Origin of the sequence: Marinobacter halodurans (assembly GCF_004327985.1) — a bacterium.
Lineage (GTDB): Bacteria > Pseudomonadota > Gammaproteobacteria > Pseudomonadales > Oleiphilaceae > Marinobacter_A > Marinobacter_A halodurans.
The window spans coordinates 13,912-33,651 of sequence record NZ_SJDL01000019.1 but is presented as its reverse complement, the minus strand read 5'-3'; the positions used below and the strand labels follow the sequence as shown (position 1 = coordinate 33,651).

19 protein-coding genes are annotated in these 19,740 nt (G+C 61.4%); 3 read left to right on the top strand and 16 right to left on the bottom strand.

Features of this window, described 5'->3' with window-relative positions:
* Positions 1–31: 31 nt before the first annotated feature.
* The 3 genes from leuB to leuC are packed head-to-tail and all read right to left on the bottom strand — an operon-like array spanning position 32 to position 3,212.
* Positions 32–1,105: a 3-isopropylmalate dehydrogenase gene (gene leuB / locus EZI54_RS12800; RefSeq protein ID WP_131482281.1), complete on the bottom strand. Its 1,074-nt coding sequence runs from the start codon at positions 1,103–1,105 to the stop codon at positions 32–34.
* A gap of 23 nt (positions 1,106–1,128) precedes the next feature.
* Positions 1,129–1,782: a 3-isopropylmalate dehydratase small subunit gene (leuD, locus tag EZI54_RS12795; RefSeq protein ID WP_131482280.1), complete on the bottom strand. Its 654-nt coding sequence runs from the start codon at positions 1,780–1,782 to the stop codon at positions 1,129–1,131.
* An 11-nt stretch (positions 1,783–1,793) separates the two neighbouring features.
* Positions 1,794–3,212 (bottom strand): 3-isopropylmalate dehydratase large subunit, encoded by a 1,419-nt coding sequence (leuC, locus tag EZI54_RS12790; protein WP_131482279.1) that lies wholly within the window; start codon positions 3,210–3,212, stop codon positions 1,794–1,796.
* Between the two features lie 147 nt (positions 3,213–3,359).
* On the opposite strand from leuC, the gene EZI54_RS12785 reads away from it, so the two are divergent.
* Entirely contained in the window at positions 3,360–4,226 is an 867-nt protein-coding gene (locus tag EZI54_RS12785; RefSeq protein WP_131482278.1) for a LysR family transcriptional regulator, read from the top strand.
* Here the strand turns inward: EZI54_RS12785 and EZI54_RS12780 are convergent.
* From EZI54_RS12780 to EZI54_RS12735, 10 genes are all read right to left on the bottom strand, one after another.
* Complete coding sequence (locus EZI54_RS12780) at positions 4,220–5,407, bottom strand: MFS transporter (RefSeq protein WP_242674455.1); 1,188 nt, start codon at positions 5,405–5,407, stop codon at positions 4,220–4,222. The genes EZI54_RS12785 and EZI54_RS12780 overlap by 7 nt on opposite strands.
* A complete protein-coding gene (gene aroC, locus EZI54_RS12775; RefSeq protein WP_131482277.1) occupies positions 5,404–6,510 on the bottom strand; it encodes a chorismate synthase in 1,107 nt (368 codons plus the stop codon). Before aroC ends, EZI54_RS12780 begins: the two co-directional genes overlap by 4 nt.
* A gap of 25 nt (positions 6,511–6,535) precedes the next feature.
* Complete coding sequence (gene prmB, locus EZI54_RS12770; protein ID WP_131482276.1) at positions 6,536–7,471, bottom strand: 50S ribosomal protein L3 N(5)-glutamine methyltransferase; 936 nt, start codon at positions 7,469–7,471, stop codon at positions 6,536–6,538.
* Positions 7,472–7,509: 38 nt separating this feature from the next.
* A complete protein-coding gene (locus EZI54_RS12765; protein WP_131482275.1) occupies positions 7,510–8,583 on the bottom strand; it encodes a patatin-like phospholipase family protein in 1,074 nt (357 codons plus the stop codon).
* Positions 8,584–8,588: 5 nt separating this feature from the next.
* Positions 8,589–9,497 carry a DUF4892 domain-containing protein gene (locus EZI54_RS12760; protein ID WP_131482274.1) on the bottom strand — a complete coding sequence of 303 codons (909 nt, stop codon included), beginning with the start codon at positions 9,495–9,497 and terminating at the stop codon, positions 8,589–8,591.
* Positions 9,494–10,405 (bottom strand): alpha/beta fold hydrolase, encoded by a 912-nt coding sequence (locus EZI54_RS12755; protein ID WP_131482273.1) that lies wholly within the window; start codon positions 10,403–10,405, stop codon positions 9,494–9,496. The genes EZI54_RS12760 and EZI54_RS12755 overlap by 4 nt, the downstream gene beginning before the upstream one ends.
* A 14-nt stretch (positions 10,406–10,419) precedes the next feature.
* Entirely contained in the window at positions 10,420–10,770 is a 351-nt protein-coding gene (locus EZI54_RS12750) for a PilZ domain-containing protein (RefSeq protein ID WP_123634379.1), read from the bottom strand.
* A gap of 141 nt (positions 10,771–10,911) precedes the next feature.
* Positions 10,912–11,922 carry a DNA polymerase III subunit delta' gene (holB, locus tag EZI54_RS12745; RefSeq protein ID WP_341352854.1) on the bottom strand — a complete coding sequence of 337 codons (1,011 nt, stop codon included), beginning with the start codon at positions 11,920–11,922 and terminating at the stop codon, positions 10,912–10,914.
* A gap of 40 nt (positions 11,923–11,962) precedes the next feature.
* Entirely contained in the window at positions 11,963–13,963 is a 2,001-nt protein-coding gene (locus tag EZI54_RS12740; RefSeq protein WP_131482272.1) for a transglutaminase TgpA family protein, read from the bottom strand.
* Positions 13,960–14,952: a DUF58 domain-containing protein gene (locus EZI54_RS12735; protein WP_165495748.1), complete on the bottom strand. Its 993-nt coding sequence runs from the start codon at positions 14,950–14,952 to the stop codon at positions 13,960–13,962. The genes EZI54_RS12740 and EZI54_RS12735 overlap by 4 nt, the downstream gene beginning before the upstream one ends.
* A gap of 140 nt (positions 14,953–15,092) precedes the next feature.
* On the opposite strand from EZI54_RS12735, the gene EZI54_RS12730 reads away from it, so the two are divergent.
* Positions 15,093–15,710, top strand: coding sequence for a hypothetical protein (locus tag EZI54_RS12730; protein WP_131482270.1), 618 nt, complete (start codon positions 15,093–15,095; stop codon positions 15,708–15,710).
* Positions 15,711–15,921: 211 nt separating this feature from the next.
* Here EZI54_RS12730 and EZI54_RS12725 read toward each other — a convergent pair whose 3' ends face one another.
* Entirely contained in the window at positions 15,922–16,746 is an 825-nt protein-coding gene (locus EZI54_RS12725; protein ID WP_131482269.1) for a DUF6160 family protein, read from the bottom strand.
* Positions 16,747–16,892: 146 nt separating this feature from the next.
* A complete protein-coding gene (locus EZI54_RS12720) occupies positions 16,893–17,456 on the bottom strand; it encodes a hypothetical protein (protein WP_131482268.1) in 564 nt (187 codons plus the stop codon).
* Positions 17,457–17,621: 165 nt separating this feature from the next.
* Between EZI54_RS12720 and pabB the strand changes: the two genes are divergently transcribed.
* Positions 17,622–18,908 carry an aminodeoxychorismate synthase component I gene (pabB, locus tag EZI54_RS12715; RefSeq protein WP_242674454.1) on the top strand — a complete coding sequence of 429 codons (1,287 nt, stop codon included), beginning with the start codon at positions 17,622–17,624 and terminating at the stop codon, positions 18,906–18,908.
* A gap of 6 nt (positions 18,909–18,914) precedes the next feature.
* On the opposite strand, the gene thrH is transcribed toward pabB, so the two are convergent.
* Complete coding sequence (gene thrH / locus EZI54_RS12710; protein ID WP_131482267.1) at positions 18,915–19,523, bottom strand: bifunctional phosphoserine phosphatase/homoserine phosphotransferase ThrH; 609 nt, start codon at positions 19,521–19,523, stop codon at positions 18,915–18,917.
* Positions 19,524–19,740: the final 217 nt, after the last annotated feature.

The window sequence follows — 19,740 nt, the reverse complement described above, 5'->3', positions numbered from 1 at the left end:
AGCCGTCGTCAGGTCTCTGGAGTATGTCCGATCAAAGCGCTTCCAGCACCGCGTCACCCATTTCCCGGGTGCTGACGCGGGATGCGTCCTCGGACATGATGTCGGCAGTTCGCAGGCCCTTATCGAGTACCGCACTGACGGCCGCTTCGATCGCCTGCGCCGCCTGTTCCGCTCCCAGACTGTACCGCAGCATCATCGCGGCCGACAGGATCGTTGCCAGCGGATTGGCAATGCCCTGACCCGCAATATCCGGGGCGGAACCATGGCAGGGCTCGTACATGCCCTGCTTTTCCGCATTCAGTGATGCAGACGGCAACATGCCGATGGAACCGGTCAGCATGGCCGCTTCGTCGGAAAGAATATCACCAAACATGTTGCCGGTCACAATCACGTCGAACTGTTTCGGCGCCCTGACCAGTTGCATGGCGGCGTTGTCGACGTACATGTGCGACAACTCGACATCCGGGTAGTCCCTGGCCAGATCCGTCATGATCTCGCGCCACAGCTCGGTGACTTCCAGCACGTTGCACTTGTCCACCGAACACAGCTTACCGCCCCGCTGTTGCGCGGCTTCGAAGGCAACGCGACCGATCCGACGGATCTCGGATTCACTGTAGACGTAGGTGTTGTAACCCTGGCGTTCACCGTTTTCCAGCTCGCGCACACCGCGGGGCTGGCCGAAATAGATACCGCCGGTCAGCTCCCGGACAATCAGGATATCCAGGCCGGATACCACTTCCGGCTTCAGTGACGACGCGGATGCCAGCTGCGGATACAGGATCGCCGGACGCAGGTTCGCAAACAGCTCCAGGTTGGAGCGCAGGCCCAGCAACCCCTTTTCCGGGCGAATCGCGATCTCCAGACCCTCCCACTTGGGACCGCCGACAGCACCCAGCAGGATCGCGTCGGACTTCTGGGCCTTCTCCAGGGTGCTGTCGGGCAGCGGCACGCCGGTGGCGTCGATCGCGGCACCGCCCACATCGGCGCTGTCGAAGTGGAGGTCCAGGTCGAATTTCTCGTTCACCCGGTGCAGGACCCGCTCCGCCTCGGCGACAATTTCCGGGCCAATGCCGTCACCCGGCAGCAGCAAAACTGACTGACTCATATCCTTGTTTCCTGTGGTCTCTGTTATGAATGGGTGATGGCGTCGAACAGCCAGGGCGCACTCTGGCGGCGCGCTGCTTCATAGGACTTGATGGCATCGCTGTCTTCCAGGGTGACGCCGATGTCGTCCAGGCCATTGACCAGGCAGTGCTTGCGGAACGGGTCCACCTCGAAGCTGAAGCGCTCACCGGAGGGCGTGACCACTTCCTGTGCCGGCAGATCGACTTCGATCTGGTAGCCTTCCTGTTCGGCCACTTCAGCGAAGAGCTTGTCGACGGTTTCTTCATCCAGAACAATCGGTAACAGACCATTCTTAAAGCAGTTGTTGTAGAAGATGTCGGCAAAGCTCGGTGCGATAATCACCCGGAAGCCATAGTCGTCGAGCGCCCAGGGGGCATGCTCGCGACTGGAGCCACAGCCAAAGTTACGCCGGGCCAGCAGGACACTGGCGTCCCTGTAACGCGGCTGGTTGAGGAAGAAATCCGGGTTCAGCGGGCGCTGGGAGCAATCCTGGTCCGGCCTGCCTTCGTCCAGGTAACGCAGCGCGTCGAACAGGTTCGGACCGAAACCGGTGCGCTTGATCGACTTCAGGAACTGCTTGGGAATGATCAGGTCGGTGTCCACGTTGGAGCGATCCATCGGGGCCACGACGCCTTTATGATGACTGAATGCACGCATGGTTGGGCTCCTTAGTGAACGAATTCACGAACGTCAGTGAAATGACCGGCAATCGCGGCCGCGGCGGCCATGGCCGGGCTGACCAGATGGGTGCGGCCGCCAAAGCCCTGCCGCCCCTCGAAATTCCGGTTGGAGGTGGACGCGCAATGCTCGCCCTGGCCGAGCTTGTCGGCGTTCATCGCCAGGCACATGGAGCAGCCCGGATCCCGCCATTCCAGGCCGGCTTCGATAAAGATCCTGTCCAGCCCTTCCTGCTCGGCCTGCGCCTTCACCAGACCGGAGCCCGGCACCACCATGGCCTGCTTGAGCGTCGGTGACACCTTGCGGCCCTTGACCACCGCCGCCGCTTCGCGCAGGTCTTCAATGCGCGAGTTGGTGCAGGAGCCGATAAAGACACGGTCCAGCTGGATCTCGGAAATCGGCATATTGGGCTTCAGGCCCATGTACTGGAGTGCCCGCACAATGCCTTCACGCTTGATCGGGTCCGCTTCCTGCCCGGGATCGGGAACCTGACCGTCGACACCGGCCACCATTTCCGGCGACGTCCCCCAGGTCACCTGCGGCTTGATGTCGGCGGCGTCCAGCTCGACCACTTTGTCGAACTCGGCATCCGCATCGCTGTGCAGGTCCTTCCAGGCCGCAACGGCGGCTTCCCACTGCTCACCCTTCGGCGCGTACGGACGGCCCTTCACGTAATTGATGGTGGTGTCGTCCACGGCCACCATGCCCACCCGGGCGCCGGCCTCGATGGACATGTTGCAGATGGTCATCCGCGCTTCCATGGACAGATTGCGAATCGCCTCTCCGCCGAACTCGATCGCGTAGCCGGTGCCGCCGGCGGTGCCGATTTTACCGATGATCGCGAGAACCACGTCCTTGCCGGTGACGTAGGGTCCAAGCTTGCCGTTCACCTTGACCAGCATGTTCTTCATCTTCTTCTGGACCAGGCACTGGGTGGCCAACACGTGTTCGACTTCAGACGTGCCGATACCGTGGGCCAGCGTGCCGAAGGCACCGTGGGTCGAGGTGTGGGAATCGCCACAGACGATGGTCATACCCGGCAGTGTCGCGCCCTGCTCCGGCCCGATGACGTGAACGATGCCCTGGCGCTGATCCTTGATCTTGAATTCCAGGATGCCGAACTCGTCGCAGTTCCTGTCGAGGGTTTCCACCTGGATGCGGGAGACCGGGTCCACGATGCCGTCGATACCGCGGGCACGGTCCGTGGTCGGCACGTTGTGATCCGGCGTCGCCAGGTTGGCATCCAGGCGCCACGGCCGGCGACCGGCGAGACGCAGCCCCTCGAACGCCTGGGGCGAGGTGACTTCGTGCAGCAGGTGGCGATCGATATAGATCAGCGCCGAACCGTCGTCGCGCTGCTTCACCAAATGATCGTCCCACAATTTGTCGTATAAGGTCTTTCCAGCCATAGGGCCTCCCTCAAATGCGATGCAGGCATCGCGTCTCATCAGCTCATCGTTATTGATGATTCATCATAACGCCACGGCTGTGATAACCTCAATTCATGTTTTTTATAGATTACATTCCATTATGGAATCCACCAGGGATGACGCATCATGGACACCCAGGCCCTCGCCGCATTCGTCGCCATTGTTGACCACCAGTCCTTTTCCGAGGCGGCCGAAGCGCTGCACCTGACCCAGCCGGCCGTCAGCAAACGCCTCGCCTCACTGGAGAATCAGTTGGGCGCCCCCCTGGTTGAGCGGGGCCAGCGCAACTTCAACCTCACCGAATCCGGTCAACGCCTGCTGCCCTATGCGCGGCGCATCCTGGACGAACTCCACAATGCCCGGCTCGACCTGTCCTCTACCACCGGCCAGATTGGCGGCCGGCTTCCCGTGATCGCCAGTCATCACATCGGCCTGCATCACCTGCCGGCCTGGCTTCGGCGCTTCAATCGGGATTACCCCGACGTCACCCTGGAACTGCAGTTCATGGACTCGGAAAGCGCGTTCGATCACCTCAAGCGACGCACCTGCGAGCTGGCTTTCGTGACCCTGAATGACGCCATGGACCAGCAGTTCGACATCAAGGCGCAGTGGGAGGATCCCATGGTCTTCGTCACCGGCACCACGCATCCGCTGGCCAGCCAGCCCGAACCGGAACTGGCCGACCTGGCGCGCTACGATGCGCTATTGCCCGACACCAGGACAGCGACCTACCGCGTCATCAGCCGGCTGTTCATGGCCGAGAACCGGACGCTCAAGCTGCAGATGCCAACCAATTACCTGGAAACCATCAAAATGATGACGAGCGTCGGGCTGGGCTGGAGTGTCCTGCCGCGCAGCATGGTGGATACCACTCTCACCGTGCTGCCCATCCGCCACGACGTATCACGGATGCTGGGCGGAATCGGCCTCGAAGGTCGCCATCTCAGCCCCGCAGCCGAGGCTCTGGTGGCAATTGCCCGCGAGCTTCACTGAGGGGCCGGGGTCTCGCCGGGCGGTGACCGCAGCCAGACAGCGGCAATCACCAGCGCCATCCCGATCGCCACCGCACTGCCCCAGAACGCCAGTGCCGTGCCCTGCCATTCCACGAGCAGCCCGGACAGCCAGGCGCCGACCGCCCCGCCCGCGCCGTAGGTCAGCCCGCTGTACAGCGCCTGGCCCTGGCCATGGTGCTGATGACCGAAATAACTGTGGATGTAGTTCACCGACACCGCGTGCAGCGCCCCGTACGAAGCCGCATGCAGTAACTGGGCAAACACGAGGATGGGCACATCAGCCGAATATTCGGCGATCAACATCCAGCGCAGGCAAGTCAGTACCAGCGCGCCAATGGCAATGGCCCGTGCGGAATAACGCTGGAAAACCCGGTGCATCACGATGAACAGGACAATCTCGGCCGCCACACCCAGCGACCAGAGTAAACCGACACTGAACTTGTCGTAGCCCAGGCTTTCCAGGTGAATGCTGAAGAACGTGTAGTAGGCGCCGTGGGAAAGCTGCAGCAGGAAATTCATCGCGAAGAACGCCAGTACCGTCGATTGCAGGACAATCGCCCGCAGGCCACCGGGTGACACCTGTGGCCGGATCTGTCCCTGGCGGGATGGCACACAGAAAGCCGCTACCGCGATGCCCAGGAACAGGGGCATCAGTATGGCCGGCAGCCACTCGAGGGGCAGGTATTCGAGAATCAGGCCAATCAGCGCGACCGAAGCGATGAAGCCCACGCTGCCCCAAAGCCGTACGCGTCCGTAGCGGGCGCGGTCTTTTCCGAGTCCCTGCAGGGTAATGACTTCATAGAGCGGCAGGATGGCGTTCCAGAAAAAGGTAAACGCCAGCATGACCAGCATCAGGCCATAGAAGCCGGGCTCCAGGAACACGCCGGTGAAGCAGATCGCGCCAACGACAGATCCCAGGCGAACCAGACGGACCCGCTGACCCGTCCGATCGCCGAGCCAGCCCCAGACATTGGGCGCCACGATTTTGGTGAGCTGGATGGTCGCCATCAGGGCGGCGATCTGCAGGTAACTGAACCCCCGATCCTCCAGATAGAGGGACCAGTAAGGCAACATCGCGCCCAGCAGCGCAAAGAACCAGAAATAGAGGTTGGACAGACGCCAGTAGATAGATGCTCCCGCCTGTTTCCGTCCCCGATTCAATCCCGGCTGCGCCCTTTCTCGATGTCCGGCGTGTCGATCTGCACGTCGCCATTCTGGGCCCGGTGGCGCAGGTAGTGATCCATCAGCACGATGGCCATCATGGCCTCGGCAATCGGCGTGGCGCGGATACCCACGCAGGGATCGTGCCGCCCGGTGGTGACCACCTCGACCGGATTACCGTGCACATCGATACTCTGACCCGGCAGCCGCAGGCTGGAGGTGGGCTTGAGGGCAATGCTCGCCAGGATTGGCTGACCGGAGCTGATGCCCCCCAGTACACCGCCGGCATTGTTGGACAGGAAGCCGTCCGGTGTCAGCTCGTCACGGTGCTCCGTGCCCTTCTGGGTGACGGATCCAAAACCCGCGCCGATCTCCACGCCCTTGACGGCATTGATGCTCATCAGTGCATGGGCGAGGTCCGCATCCAGGCGGTCGAAGACGGGCTCGCCCAGCCCCGGCGGCACGCCTTCGGCCACCACGTTGATACGGGCACCGATGGAGTTGCCCTCCTTGCGCAGGTCGTCCATGTAATCTTCCAGTTCCTGCAGGCGGTCCGCGTCCGGGCAGAAGAACGGGTTCTGGTGCACCTGGGACCAGTCCAGCCTGTCGATCACGATCGGGCCCAACTGGGACAGGTAGCCCCGAACCCGGATGCCCAGGCGCTCCTGCAGGAACTTGCGGGCAATTGCGCCCGCGGCCACACGCATCGCCGTCTCCCGCGCCGATGAACGCCCACCACCGCGGTAGTCCCGCACGCCGTACTTGTGCATGTAGGTGTAGTCAGCGTGAGCCGGACGGAACTGGTCCTTGATTTTGGAATAGTCCTTGGAGCGCTGGTCGGTATTCTCGATCAACAGGCCGATCGGCGTGCCGGTGGTCCTGCCTTCGAACACACCGGACAGGATCCGCACCTCATCGGGCTCGCGACGCTGCGTGGTGTGACGCGAGGTACCCGGCTTGCGCAGGTCCAGATCCTGCTGCAGGTCCGCTTCGGTCAGTGACAGGCCCGGCGGGCAGCCATCGACAATGGCCCCCAACGCCTGGCCGTGGCTTTCGCCGAACGTGGTCACCGTGAACAGCTTTCCAAAAGAATTTCCAGACATAAATCAGTTTCTTATCGATGAATCTTCAGATATTTTCGAGGTCTTCGCGGGTCAGGACAAAAACGCCGTCCCCGCCATGTTCAAACTCGATCCAGGTAAACGGGATATCCGGCCGTGCCTGTTGCAGGGCCACCCAACTGTTGCCCACCTCGACGACCAACAGGCCGTTTTCGGTCAGGTGATCCCGGGCCTTGGCCAGGATCCGGTAGGCGATGTCCAGCCCGTCCTCACCGGCCGCCAGCCCCAGTTCCGGCTCGTACTGATACTCGTCCGGCATATCGGCCAGATCTTCAGCGTCCACGTAGGGCGGGTTGCTGACGATCAGATCATAACGCCCTTCCACCTGATCGAGCACGTCGGACTGAACCGCCCTCACCCGGTGGCCAAGCCCATGCATGGCAATGTTGGCGCGGGCGACGTCCAGGGCGCCCTCGGAGATATCGGCCAGGTCGACTTCGGCATCCTCAAAGACCGTGGCCGCGGCGATACCGATGCAACCACTGCCGGTGCAGAGATCAAGGATCCGGTGCACCGGCCTGTCGGCCATCCAGGGCTGGAAGCCCTGCTGGATCAGTTCGGCAATGGGTGACCGCGGTACCAGGACCCGATGATCCACCTGGAAAGGCAGGCCCATGAACCAGGCCTCGCCCAGCAGGTAGGCGACGGGCACACGTTCCTCAATACGCTGCTTCACCCGTTCCAGGATCAGGGCCCGCTCTTCACGGGTCAGCCGGGCATCCAGGAACACGGTATTGTTCTCCAGCGGCAGATTCACGCTACGCAGCACCAGATGGACCGCCTCATCCCAGGCGTTATCGGTACCGTGACCGTAGTAGATATCCGATCCGGCAAAGCGGGAAGTGACATAGCGCAGCAGGTCGCGGATGGTAAACAGTTCGTCAGCAGGCTCGGAGGACACCGGATACAGTTCCTTGGGTACATAAAAAATGAGAGCCTGCATTATACGCAGGTTTGCGGGGATTTGTGGCCTCTGCCCGACTACGGAGACAGCAGACCGGAACTGGCTTCCTCGTTCTCGAAACGGTCCAGTGCCTGTTCCATGCGTTCCCGGCCCAACTGGATCATTTCCGGCGCCTTGTGATAGTCGTAGGTCCGGCAAGCATCCTTGGGCACGTTCACCAGCATATCGGGCGGGTAGCCGGCAATCTTGTACTGGATCAGCGCGCTCTGCATGGTCTCGATCGTCATGTTCATGATGTCAAACTTGCCGATACCCAGCTTTTCCCAGGCAATCGTTTCGGTACCATCCTCCAGGGAGCGGGTCTCATCGGGCGCGTCGTGAGCCAGTTCCTCCCGGGCCTCGCCAGTGGGCTCGGCATCGGTTGCGCCCTTGCCGCCGAAGGAACGCAGCAGATCCCAGTCGAACCACCGGGAAGCCTTGGTCCGCATACGGTCCATCCAGTCGTCGAAATCGCTCTCGCCGGTTTCGTTGTAGATATCGTCGGGCAAGCGGTAGGTACTGCGGTCCTCGCCAGCCAGGTTGATGGCGAAGATGTAGTCCGCATGGGCGGCAATGGTCGGAATGATCGGCAGCGGGTTCAACAAGGCGCCATCCACCAGGACACGTCCGTTAAGGACGACCGGCGTGACCACGCTGGGAATGGCGATAGACGCGCGAATCGCCTGGTGCAGCGAACCTTCCTGGAACCAGATCTCCTTGTGGGCCAGGAGGTCCGTGGCCACCGCCGTAAACGCAATCGGGAGATCTTCGATCCGGGTATCGCCGATCATGTCCCGCACCACGGAAAACACCTTCTCGCCACGGATCGCGCCGGCGGGCGACAGGGACACGTCGAGCAGCTTGAGCACGTCAAACTGTTTGAGCCCGGTTACCCAGTCCTTGTAGGCCTGCATCTGGCCCGCTGAATAGACGCCGCCAATCAGCGCCCCCATGGAGCAACCGGCAATGGCGATGATGTCATAGCCGCGCTCATCCAGAACCTCAATGGCGCCGATGTGTGCGTAGCCCCGCGCTCCGCCGCTTCCCAGGACCAGGGAGCAGGTCCGGCGACGCTTTTCGGCTTTTGGGGTTGGCTGCTGTTCCGTCGGCATCGTGTCTATCCTCCTCCGGATGCCACATCCTTGATCACCACAATCTCCAGGCGATTGCCCTTACTCCGGCCAGACTGGATTGCCGACTGGGCGGGGCCGGCGTTGATCAGCAACTGCTGCTCGCGGGGAATACCCAGTTTCTCCAGCAGGGCCTGCATGGTATCCGCCACCCGGGCCGAGCGCTCAAGGGCTTGCTTGACCGTTTCGTTCATACCGAGCACCACGTGACTGACGATCATCACGGTGGCGCCCGGGTTCCCCGCCCAGCCAACAAGCTTTTCCCGCGCCTCGGCGTCCCAGTCAAACCGGTACGTGACATTGCCGGTCCAGGATACCTGTAATGGCCCCAGTATACGCCCGGCATCCGGTGACAGGTTGGCCACCTCGGATTCATCCTGGATGGCCAACTCCTCCAGCCAGACGTAATCCCGCTGGTTACCGCGGGTTATGCTGTAGAGCAGCACCAGTTGCAGCGTGCCCGCCTCGTCACGGTACGAGTAGGCCGCATAGCTCTGATCCTCGTCGCGACCATACAGCGTCGCCTGGTGAAAGACCCGGTTGGCCCAGACGTTGCTGCGACCGCAATCCCGCCCACTGCAGGTGAACAGGGTCCGCCCGCTGCGCTGCGCCATGGCCTCCCGGTAGAACTCGCCCACCCGGTCCAGTGAGGAATCCGGATCGATTTCCATCAGGCGCCCGTGGCCGACCACATCCAGGCGAAATTGGCGGTCGGCGCGGATTTCGTCATTCACTTCCCTGACGGGACTGAGCAATACATGGTGGTTGGGCGCCTTGATGGTCACATCGCTTTCCACCGACGCCATCGGGAATACCTTGAGGGGCTCCGCCACGGCCGATACGGAGCACAGGACGGCTGCGACGGCCGCCCACATCATCACGCAGTATCTGATCATGATGTCAGGAACGCCGAGATGGCGTCGATAACCGGCTGCACCTCACCGTCCAGGTGGCAGTGATGGGAGCCCGGCACGACAGCCTCCTGCAAATGCGGAATCAGCTCGATCCGCTTCCGCCAGCTTTCGCGGCCTCCCAGCAAACCGTCGCTGGCCCGTACAAATAGCGTAGGCGCTTCGATGGCCTGCAGGAAGCCGGCCACCTGTGCTTCGTCGAGGCGGCTCAGGGAGGGATAGCGCAGGCGCGCATCGGTACGCCACTGATACCCGCCCTCGACCGGCCTGAGGTTGCGTGGCACAAGCAGGGCGGCGGCTTCCGGTGACAGGGGGCTGAGACCACCGGCCCGGATGCGGGCGGCATCCTCGACACTGCCGTAGGTCATGGCGGCGCCGGAACCCCGCAGGTGCTTGCGGATTCCCTTGCGCAACTGCTCGGGACCGCTCTCCGGGGACTGCGTCAGCGGTCCCAGACTGTCGATCATCACCAGGCGGTCTACCCGCTCCGGGAAGGTAGCTGCGTATAGCGAACCCACGATACCGCCCAGCGAATGCCCGACGATGACGACCGGCTGCTGGAAGTGGCGTTCAACCAGACCGGCGATGTCCTTCACATAGTCCAGCAACGGATAGGACTGCCCGGCGCCCCGGTGATCCGAATGCCCGTGACCGGCAAAATCGATTCCGTAGAATGGACGCGACCACCCCAGGGCCGGGGCAATGCGACTGAACGTGGCGGCGTTATCGAGCCAGCCGTGCAGGCCGATAATGGGCGGCGCGACCTGGCTGGTTTCCGGCCGGGACCAGGTCAGACCGCGCAGTACCAGGTCATCCAGTGGCCAGTCGGATTCCTGCGGCGCAGGCAGCTCCCTGCCAACCACCGCCGGTGCAATATCAACGGGTGTAGTCATACCGCTCACTGACCTTACATGGTGTGCGTGGGCCGGTCGGAGCCCAGTGCACCGGCCAGGTAGGCTTCAATCTTGTTCTTGGCGCTCTCATCATCGCCATTGAACTGGACACCAATCCCGGCAGCCCGGTTGCCCTGCGCGCCCTTGGGGGTAATCCAGACGACCTTGCCGGCAACCGGTATCTTCTCGGGTTCATCCATCAGGTTCAGGAGCAGGAACACCTCATCACCCAACTGGTACTGTTTCTGGGTGGGAATGAACAACCCACCGTCCTTGATAAACGGCATATACGCCGCATAGAGCACGGCCTTGTCCTTGATGGTGAGTGTCAGAATACCGCTGCGCGCGCCAAAGCCTGGACCCATAAATCACCTTTGTTTCTTTGGGCTCCGCCTGCTGACGGAGCCTGAATCCCTAAATTTACCTTAATGTTAGCAGGTGGCGAAGCGTCGAAGCACGGCAAGTGACGCATTTTGGCGACACTCGCGCTGCCTTTGCCGCCCCGCCTAACCCGCCCGCCGCCGGGGCATCAGGTCAAGCCAGTGCAACAGCAGGCGTTCCGTTTCCAGCTCGGCGTTCAGGTTGTACGTCAAGCCGGCACGGACCTCCGCAATGTGCGCGAGAATCCCGTGTGCCCGGTGGGGCGGGTTCTGTCTGGTCAGGTAGCCGAGGATATCGGCCACTTCCGGGTTTTCCGGCGCGCCGCCAACGCTGATCCGTGCCAGGTCGGCCGCCCAGCGTTCCATCAGGCCCAAGGTGGTCTCGAGCCCCAGCTTGACGAAAGGCCTGGCCGCGTCCTCCGGTGGCAGCTTCGATTTCAGGAACTGCCGAAAATTCTCCAGACACTGGTCAACCGCTTCGACATGTCCCTGAGCAAGGAACGCCAGCGCCCGGATCGGGGCACCGCTGGCCAGCCGCAGTGCCCGCGCCTGGGTTTCAGCATCGGCCGGGGACTCCTCAAGGGCAGCCTGCGTTCCCAGCCAGGCCTGCGCCTGCTCCAGTGTCGGACCCGCCAGCAACACCGACTGACAACGGGATCGAATCGTCGGCAGCAGCGGGCGGCCGGATTGCTGGAGAAGGATCAGGGTGACATCCCGATTCGGCTCTTCCAGCGTCTTCAGTAACGCGTTGGCCGCGTTGATGTTCAACTGATCGGCGCTGTCCAGGATGATGACCTTGTGATGCGCCACCTGGGGTGAAGCCACCGCAAACTCGCCCAGTGCCCTCACCTGGTCCACCTTGATCACCTTCGAATCCTCGGGCTGGTAGGTCCGGATGTCCGGATGCGTGCCGGCGGCCACCAGCTCGCACTGCTTGCAGTGCCCGCAGGCCTGGATGGCCTCTCCGGCTCCCTCGCAGACCAGCCGTTGGGCCAGCTCCCGGGCAAATACCGACTTGCCGATGCCGTCCGGACCTTCCAGCAGGATGGCATGGGGCAGACGTCCGCTGAGCCAGCGCTCGGCCAGCCGGGACCAGGCATCGGTCAGCCAGGGCATGGAGGTTATCGAGGAGGACAAGGCAATCTCCGACCAATTCCGTTAATAGAAGGCGCCGACATCAGCGCCGCATCTGCCGCAACAGGAAACGCAACCGGCGCCGATCTTCGGGAGTGAATGAACCCGAGCCATAATAGTGATTGTTGACCGCCCGGGCAAAAGCCAGATGCATGCGGGCGCGTTCCGGGTCCGCTTTGGCCGCTTGTGCGGCCAGCTCAAGAGGCGTCCGGGCGGGCCGGGGCTCCAAGCCCTGGCGCCTCAACAGCCGGAGCCAGTCGTTGAACAGCCGCTGCACCGGATCCGCTGATTGGCCACTGCGCTGGCGCCAGAGTGACCACGCGGCCGCCAGCAACACCGCCACGCCCACCAGCCCGGCAGACAGATACCCCAGATCCCGCAGCGACGGGTTGCCCGGCAAATGGGACATAAGGTTCATCTGGGTCTGCCCCTGGTAGCCCACCACCCAGCGCTGCCACTGATAGTTGATGGCATCCAGCTTCAGGGACATCCATTGAACCAGGGCGATATCGCCGTATTTGGCCGGGGACGCCCACTCATTCTCCAGAAAGGATCCTTCATCGGCGACGGCTTCGCGCAGGCCGGACTCGATGCGCGCCGGCGAGATCGCCGCGGTGGGATCCACCCGGACCCAGCCCCGATCCGGAAGCCACGCTTCCACCCAGGCGTGGGCATCGTACTGGCGAACGATCAGATACCGGCCATCCTCGCCGGGACTGCCGCCCTGGTAGCCCATAACAATGCGCGCCGGAATGCCGGCCGCCCGCAGCAGGAACGCGGTAGCCGACGCGTAGTGCGCGCAAAAGCCCCGCTTGGCCTCGAACAACAGCGTATCAATGCTGTTATCCGGCATTTTGGGTGGTCTGAGCGTGTAGAAGTAGGCCTGATTTCGGAATCGCTGCAAGATGGCGTTTACGAAACCCCGATCCGAATCGTGCTCCTGACGTAACGACTGCGCCAGTGCGCGCGCTCGAGGATTACCCTTCGGCGGCAGGTGCAGGTAGCGCTGTCGATCCAGTTGGGACAGCGTTTGTACATTGGATTTCGGGTCCGTCCGCGCCAGTCGGTAACGCACAGCCGTATCCGCCGGACGACGGAAACGGAATAATCCGTTAGCTGTTTCTTCCACGTTCCGGGAAACCGCCCGGGAATCGTCCAGCCCAAACGCCCAGCGCTGGTAGGTCGGCTCCATCAGCACATCGTATTCGTCAGCCTTGAGCGCTCCCACGCCGCCGTCCGACAGGACCCGCCCGGCGGGCCGGCTCGGTTCCGGCTGCCATTGCGTCCATTTGCCGTCGTCAAAACGGTCGAGAATCAACCCACGCCAGTAACGCTCGCGCGGTGGAGGCATCTCGCCCCCAAACGTGACGCGAAAGGCCCGCTCGCTGCTCTGCGCCAGGCTGGAGATGCTGCCGGGCGCCATCTGGTCGGAGAGACCGGTTCTGGCCTGACCGGATACCAGCGGCACGCTCCACAGTGGCGCCATGCGCGGAAAGAAAATAAACAGCAACACCACCAGTGGCAATGTTTTCAGCAGCAGACCGCCCAATCGTTTCCAGCCAGCCTTGAGCGCATTCGGCGCCTGCGGCGCGTTCAGCAACTGCAACCCGACCAGCAGTACGAAAGTGGCTGTCAGGTTCAACAGCGACCAGAGCACGCCCTGCTGGAACAGGAAATTCACCGCGGCCAGGTAGCAAAGGATGAAGAACAACACGTAGAAATCCCGGGACGTGCGGGTTTCCAGCCACTTGAGCCCGACCGCCAGGACAAAGAACGACGCCGCCGTCTCCACCGTGAACCGGCCATGCACCGTTGCCACATAGGCCCCAATCAGGCCCAGCATGATGACCAGCCGCAACCATCGGCCCGGCAATCCGAACCGACCGCCCTGTCCCAGCCAACGCCAGAGGGCCAGCACCGAGCAGGCCGCAATCAGCCAGGGCGGCAGGCGGTCCCATTGCGGGACCAGCAGCAACCCGAAGCTCACCAGCAACCAGACCAGCGCCTTGGCCGGAATGGTGTCTTTCGGCACCGTCTCCGTCATACCGTGCTCCCGAGGTAATCCGCCGCAGCGGATGACGCTGAAGACACACCGCGTTCCGGCGCCTCAAAGCCACAGGAGCCCAGCGCATGCAGGCATTGTTGACGGTGTACCGGGCCCGTGTCCGGATCGATCTTCAAGCCAGGCAACCGCAATCCGTAGGGCTGATGGGCGTGGCTTCGGGACTCCACCAGGGCCGCGAGATAACTCAACCTCAACTCCCTGTCGGCCCCGGGAAAAGCATCATAATCCAGCCACACGGGATTGCCCTGCTCGCCTTCCCATTCCGCAATCACCATCTCCCCGGTTCGCGCATAGCGCTTCCAGAGTACCCGCTGGCTCAGGTCCCCTCGCCGCCAGGGCCGGATATCCGCATGATCGGGATCGGCGGCTTTCTTCGACTGTGCGGTGTCACCGTCATCGTCGCCTCCGGCATCGTAGGGTGGCGTCACCGGTTTCGGATAGCACAGGCCCGGACTGCGCAGGCGCATCCAGGACCAGGCGGTCAGCAGGCCGAACGGGAACCGGGTCTCCACCCGAATGTCCGGTAGCCGGACCGGGCCCCGTCGACGGGCCACAGTCGTCATATCGAATTCCACGGGGCCGTCCGGGCCCACATCGATGCTGACAGGCGTTTCCGGATCCGATCGCAACAGGAGGCTGTACGACTGCTGCCTGGCGCTGGCCCTCAGGCGGAAAACGACCGGGCTCCCCGGAAAGGCCTCACCCGCGCTGACCAGAGCCAGCTGCAAACCCGCCAGGTTACGATGGGTCTGATGCATGGCGGCCACGAAAATCGCCCCGAGCACGAACGTCAGCAGGTAGATCAGGCTGTTCTGGTAGTTAATGCCGGTCAGCAGCATGATGACCAGCAACGCGCCGAACACCACGCCGGCACCGGAGGGCAGGATAAAGATGTTGTTCTGGGTGAACGTCTGCTCGTCCGCCCGGGGAATCCGCCGATTCACCCAGCGGCGCCAGCGCTGTCGCAAACTTTTTATCATTTGTTCAGAAATCCCGGCTCCGCCGCACAAACGTGGTCACATATTCACCAAAAACCGCTTGAAAACACCCGTTCCACCTCAAATACTCTACCAGAGGACGTCCTGTTTCTCCCCAGAGGAGCCCCGCAATGTTAACCCGCACACTACTGGCGACCGCCGTTGCCGGCGCCGTGACGCTGCCCGCCTGGGCTGGCGTCGAGTCCATGACCTCCGACGAGATGGTGGATACGTACATCGAGGATTCCGCGATTATCGTCGTACCGCGGGCCCGACAGAAGTCCGAGGAAGAAAAACAGCGGGTGATCCGTTCGCTCACCATTTCCCCGGGCGAGCCGGCCATCCTCGAATCCGACGAACAGGCCGAAGCCTACATCCTACGCAAGACCCGCGATGAGGATGAGGAATCGGCCCTGGCCAACGCCGAACAGGAATTCATTCGCCGTACACTACTGTTCCCGCTGGATCAGGTCGAGAAAACGCAGCCTGCGCCCTACATCATTCCCAGCGTTCCGACCCTGGTTTACGGTCGCCAGGTCCAGATTCCGGATGAGCCCTTCACGCAAAGCTTCCTGAACGATCAGCTCAGCCTGGGTTTCGACGGGCAGAATGTGAATTTTTCGATTGGCAACGTGCCGGGGGTGGATCAGATCCAGGTGCCGCAGTCGATTAATGAGGCAGGGATTGTGCTAACACCGCGGGCTGGTGGCGGGTTCGATCTTTCTATTCCGGTGCCGGATGCGCAGTAGCGTTTATACAAAACCGACTTTTCTTATGGGCCAGTCTTCGAACTGGCTTTTTTGTGGCTATTGATCTTGTACCCGATGGCACTGAGGGTGTCGCAAAAGCTCCAGGGGTGTAGGTTGAGCTTCCTGCGTCAACTCAATCTACGATACTTTTTCCTGGACTAAAAAAACGCCCCGCAAAGCGGGGCGCTGTATCACTCAGGTAACGATCAACTTAGTTGTGACCGTATACTTTCATGCTGGTGTTGCTGATGGTCAGGTTATCCAGCTGGATAGTACCGATGTTGGCGCCGCCAATGTTGGTTTCGGCCACATTGATATCCGTGGTGAAGTCAGACACGTTGATGCCCAGAGCTTCGCCGCTGGTAGAACCGGCCGCCGTGGTCTTGGCGATGGTCAGAGTCGCTGCCGCGAACATACCGGCCGCATCAGTCGGCTGGCCGCTAGCCGCAACCTGCTCGAAGAACTGACCACCCATGACCTGCATGCCGCGAACGTTCACACCCAGGAAGTCGATGTCCATATCCATGTTGGTGATGTTGAACGCCACATCAGTGATCAGGGAGTCGGTTGCAGTGTCAACCTGGATGTCCAGCTTGCCCAGATTACCGACGATGCCGATGTTGGAGGCCAGCAGGGTGCTGTCGGTGTCGCCACGCAGGCTGACTTCGTTCACAGCTACTGCGAAGTCGATGGGCACCTGGCCATTGACGTTACCAACATGAATCAGTGCATCACCGTCGGCAGCGACGTCAATGTCGATTTTCAGGTCGTCCAGGAGACCGTCTGTGGTGATGCCACCGTTACCATCATCAACGATGCTGCCGCCACCGATGGAGACGCCAGTCATTGCGAAGGTGCCTTCGTCCTGGTAGCGGACTTCACCGATATCGACCTTGGTTTCGAGCTCGATGGTCACACCAGCCTGACCGGTGACATTACCCATCGCACCGTCATCCAGAGCCTTCAGCTCGGCATGGGCAGCGAACGGAGCGGCGGCAACAGCAGTCGCCAGTACAAGTTTCTTCAGGCCTTTCATAGTGTTCTCCTTAACGGAAAATTGTTGTTGTTCCAATGCGGATTGTTTTGTTTTGTGTCCGCACCGTTAAAGAGTAGTGGGCCGGGGCTGTTGAATCCGTGACCACATTCACAGTCCCAATAATCGCATTGTCTGACAAAACATGATTATTCCGCCGGCTCCTCATTTTTGTCCTTTTCGGGCACCTTGAAGATCGAGTGCCTGGACTTCACGGTCACCGCCTTGCCAAAGACCATCTTGCCGTCTTCCCTGGCAAACGGCGTGATTTCAGCCAACGTCGGCCCGAAGACATGCTCCATCTCGGCAACGAGCACCTGCTTCGCTTCCGCTTCCTTGTTCGGGTTGGCAGCCACATAAACGAGGCAGGTCGCCCCGATCTTTCCGTTTTCGACCATCGCCCGAAGACTGCGACGCATGATTTCCAGGGCGACGTCCGGCTTCATTTTCTCGGCTTCCTCAAGTCGAACGAGACGTACATTGCCCTGCCGATCCGTCACCACCGAGAAAGCCTTGATGGGCTCGCCCTTCTCAAGCCGGGATGACGCACTTTCCATCGCGCGCTTGTACATCTGCTCGAACTGTCCCTGGACGTATTCCTTCAACTCTTTCTCGGACATCCCGTTCTGTTTGTCCTGAGCATGGACGGCCAGAGGAACCAGGGAAGAAATGAGGAAAATCGCGAAGACTGTTTTGAGGAAGGTCTGGATCATTCGCATGCGGTACTCCATTGAATTGTTCTTTTAGCTTCACCTGTGCCCATCCGATTGCGGTATCATGCGTTTCCAATCCGCGCCGGCAATCGCAAGCTATTCAGGTTTACTGTGTCATCTTCCCCCAGATCTTTTTCCGTTTCTGCCAAACATGCGGCACTTTGGGTGAATCACCTCTCAACCCAGGCGGGCTTCTGTCACGTTGCCCGGCCGGGCGGTTCTTCCTTTATATCCGCGTGGCCGATCAAGAGCTGGGTGTTGCCCCGGGATCCGCAAGCCTGGAACGACGTGGTTGGTGAAATCCGCCAAGCGGAAGCCGGCTTTTCCCGCGGAACAGATAAGGACGTTACTGCAGGCGCTTTCAGTGGCGGTCTTGTCGGCGTGCTGAACTACGATGCGGGCGATATGACGGTGCCGGGATTCCGCGCGCGGCAGCGGTCCGACGCACTCCCCGATCTGGGCTGGGTCGGCCATTACGAATGGGCTCTCAACCTGCCTGTAGACGGCGATGAACCGGCGACACTGCTGGTTGACAACCGCTGCTCGGCGGAAACACGGGAACGACTGCGGCCCATGATTGACGGCCAACTGCCTGCCGGCGTGAAAGCACCCGCCTTTAACCTGACCTCACACTTTACCCCGCAACAGGATCCGGCCACCTACACCCGTGCCATCCGGCGCATCCTGGAATACATACACGCCGGCGATTGCTACCAGGTCAATTACGCGCAGCAGTTCACGGCGGCTTTTGAAGGACAACCGTTTGCGGCCTATCGAACCTTGTTGCAGGCCATTCCCGTTCCGCACGCGGCCTATATCGATACAGGGCGCTATCAGGTGCTCAGCATTTCGCCCGAGCGTTACCTGAATATTCGCGACGGGCAGGTTGAGAGCAAACCTATCAAGGGAACGCGCCCTCGCGGAGAATCGGCGCAGGAGGACGCCCGTTACCGGGACGAGCTGACGGCAAGCAGGAAGGACCGCGCGGAAAACCTGATGATCGTGGACCTGATCCGCAATGATCTGTCCCGTTTCTGCAAGCCGCATTCCGTGCGGGTGCCGAAGCTGTTCGAGATTGAGAGCTTCCGCAACGTCCATCAACTGGTCAGCACCGTCACCGGCGAGTTGAAGCCAGATACCCTTGCTTTCGATGCCCTGCTCTCCGCTTTTCCCGGCGGTTCCATTACCGGCGCCCCCAAACGACGTGCCATGGAAATCATCGATGAGCTGGAACCCAGCGCGCGCGGGCCCTACTGCGGCAGCGTGTTTTCGATCGGGAATGACGGCTCTCTGGACAGCAACATTGCGATCCGCACGCTGCTGGCGGAACCCAACGGTCGGATCAGTTGCTGGGGTGGCGGCGGGATTGTGGCTGACTCCGACCCGGCGGACGAGTTTGCGGAGTCAGTCACCAAGGTCCAGCGCCTGATGCAGACGCTGGAAAATCTCTAAGCGAACTCAGTAGCGCTCGCTCAGCTCCAGGAATTTCTCGCGCAGGTCGTCGTAGTTATGGACGGCCGGGAACTGCGGGAACTCGTCGATCACGTTCTGCGGCGCGTGGAACAGGATGCCGGCTTCCGCCTGCTTCAGCATGGTGGTGTCGTTGTAGGAATCACCGGCCGCGATCACCCGGTAATTCAAGAGCTGGAACGCCCGCACCGACTGTCGCTTGGGATCTTTCTGGCGCAGCAGGTAATCGGTGATCCGGCCCTTGTCGTCCACTTCCAGCTTGTGGCACAGCAGTGTCGGGTGGCCCAGTTTCGCCATCAGCGGCATGGCGAACTCGTAGAAGGTGTCGGACAGGATCACCACCTGGAAACGCTCGCGCAGCCAGTCGATGAACTCGCGCGCACCCGGCAGCGGGTCGAGGGTACCGATGACCTCCTGGATCTCAGGCAGGCCGTAGCCATGCTGGTCCAACAGTCGCAGGCGCTGTTGCATGAGCACATCGTAGTCGGGGATGTCCCGGGTGGTCGCCTTCAGTTCTTCGATGCCGGTTTTTTCGGCGAAGGCGATCCAGATTTCGGGGATCAGCACCCCTTCAAGATCCAGGCAGGCAAGTTCCACAGGACACTCCTCTTTCAATTCGGTCATCAGCCCGGCAGGGGCAATGGTTCAAAACAAGCACTTCCGACACACCTTCGGCTCCTCAACAGCCGGCGCCGGAGCGGGCCCTATCATATGAAAATGCGACAGGAATTGCATCGCGGATATAACCTTATGAAAGCTGGTTACTTTTGATTGGCCGGTCCCGGTGGTATGTTCTCTGCACATCTACTGACAC

Bases quoted from the DNA above. Each gene is read 5' to 3' on its own strand.
- leuB (WP_131482281.1), bottom strand. From the start codon at position 1,105: ATGAGTCAGTCAGTTTTGCTGCTGCCGGGTGACGGCATTGGCCCGGAA.
- leuD (WP_131482280.1), bottom strand. From the start codon at position 1,782: ATGCGTGCATTCAGTCATCATAAAGGCGTCGTGGCCCCGATGGATCGC.
- leuC (WP_131482279.1), bottom strand. From the start codon at position 3,212: ATGGCTGGAAAGACCTTATACGACAAATTGTGGGACGATCATTTGGTG.
- EZI54_RS12785 (WP_131482278.1), top strand. From the start codon at position 3,360: ATGGACACCCAGGCCCTCGCCGCATTCGTCGCCATTGTTGACCACCAG.
- aroC (WP_131482277.1), bottom strand. From the start codon at position 6,510: ATGTCTGGAAATTCTTTTGGAAAGCTGTTCACGGTGACCACGTTCGGC.
- prmB (WP_131482276.1), bottom strand. From the start codon at position 7,471: ATGCAGGCTCTCATTTTTTATGTACCCAAGGAACTGTATCCGGTGTCC.
- EZI54_RS12765 (WP_131482275.1), bottom strand. From the start codon at position 8,583: ATGCCGACGGAACAGCAGCCAACCCCAAAAGCCGAAAAGCGTCGCCGG.
- EZI54_RS12760 (WP_131482274.1), bottom strand. From the start codon at position 9,497: ATGATCAGATACTGCGTGATGATGTGGGCGGCCGTCGCAGCCGTCCTG.
- EZI54_RS12755 (WP_131482273.1), bottom strand. From the start codon at position 10,405: ATGACTACACCCGTTGATATTGCACCGGCGGTGGTTGGCAGGGAGCTG.
- EZI54_RS12750 (WP_123634379.1), bottom strand. From the start codon at position 10,770: ATGGGTCCAGGCTTTGGCGCGCGCAGCGGTATTCTGACACTCACCATC.
- EZI54_RS12740 (WP_131482272.1), bottom strand. From the start codon at position 13,963: ATGACGGAGACGGTGCCGAAAGACACCATTCCGGCCAAGGCGCTGGTC.
- EZI54_RS12730 (WP_131482270.1), top strand. From the start codon at position 15,093: ATGTTAACCCGCACACTACTGGCGACCGCCGTTGCCGGCGCCGTGACG.
- EZI54_RS12725 (WP_131482269.1), bottom strand. From the start codon at position 16,746: ATGAAAGGCCTGAAGAAACTTGTACTGGCGACTGCTGTTGCCGCCGCT.
- EZI54_RS12720 (WP_131482268.1), bottom strand. From the start codon at position 17,456: ATGATCCAGACCTTCCTCAAAACAGTCTTCGCGATTTTCCTCATTTCT.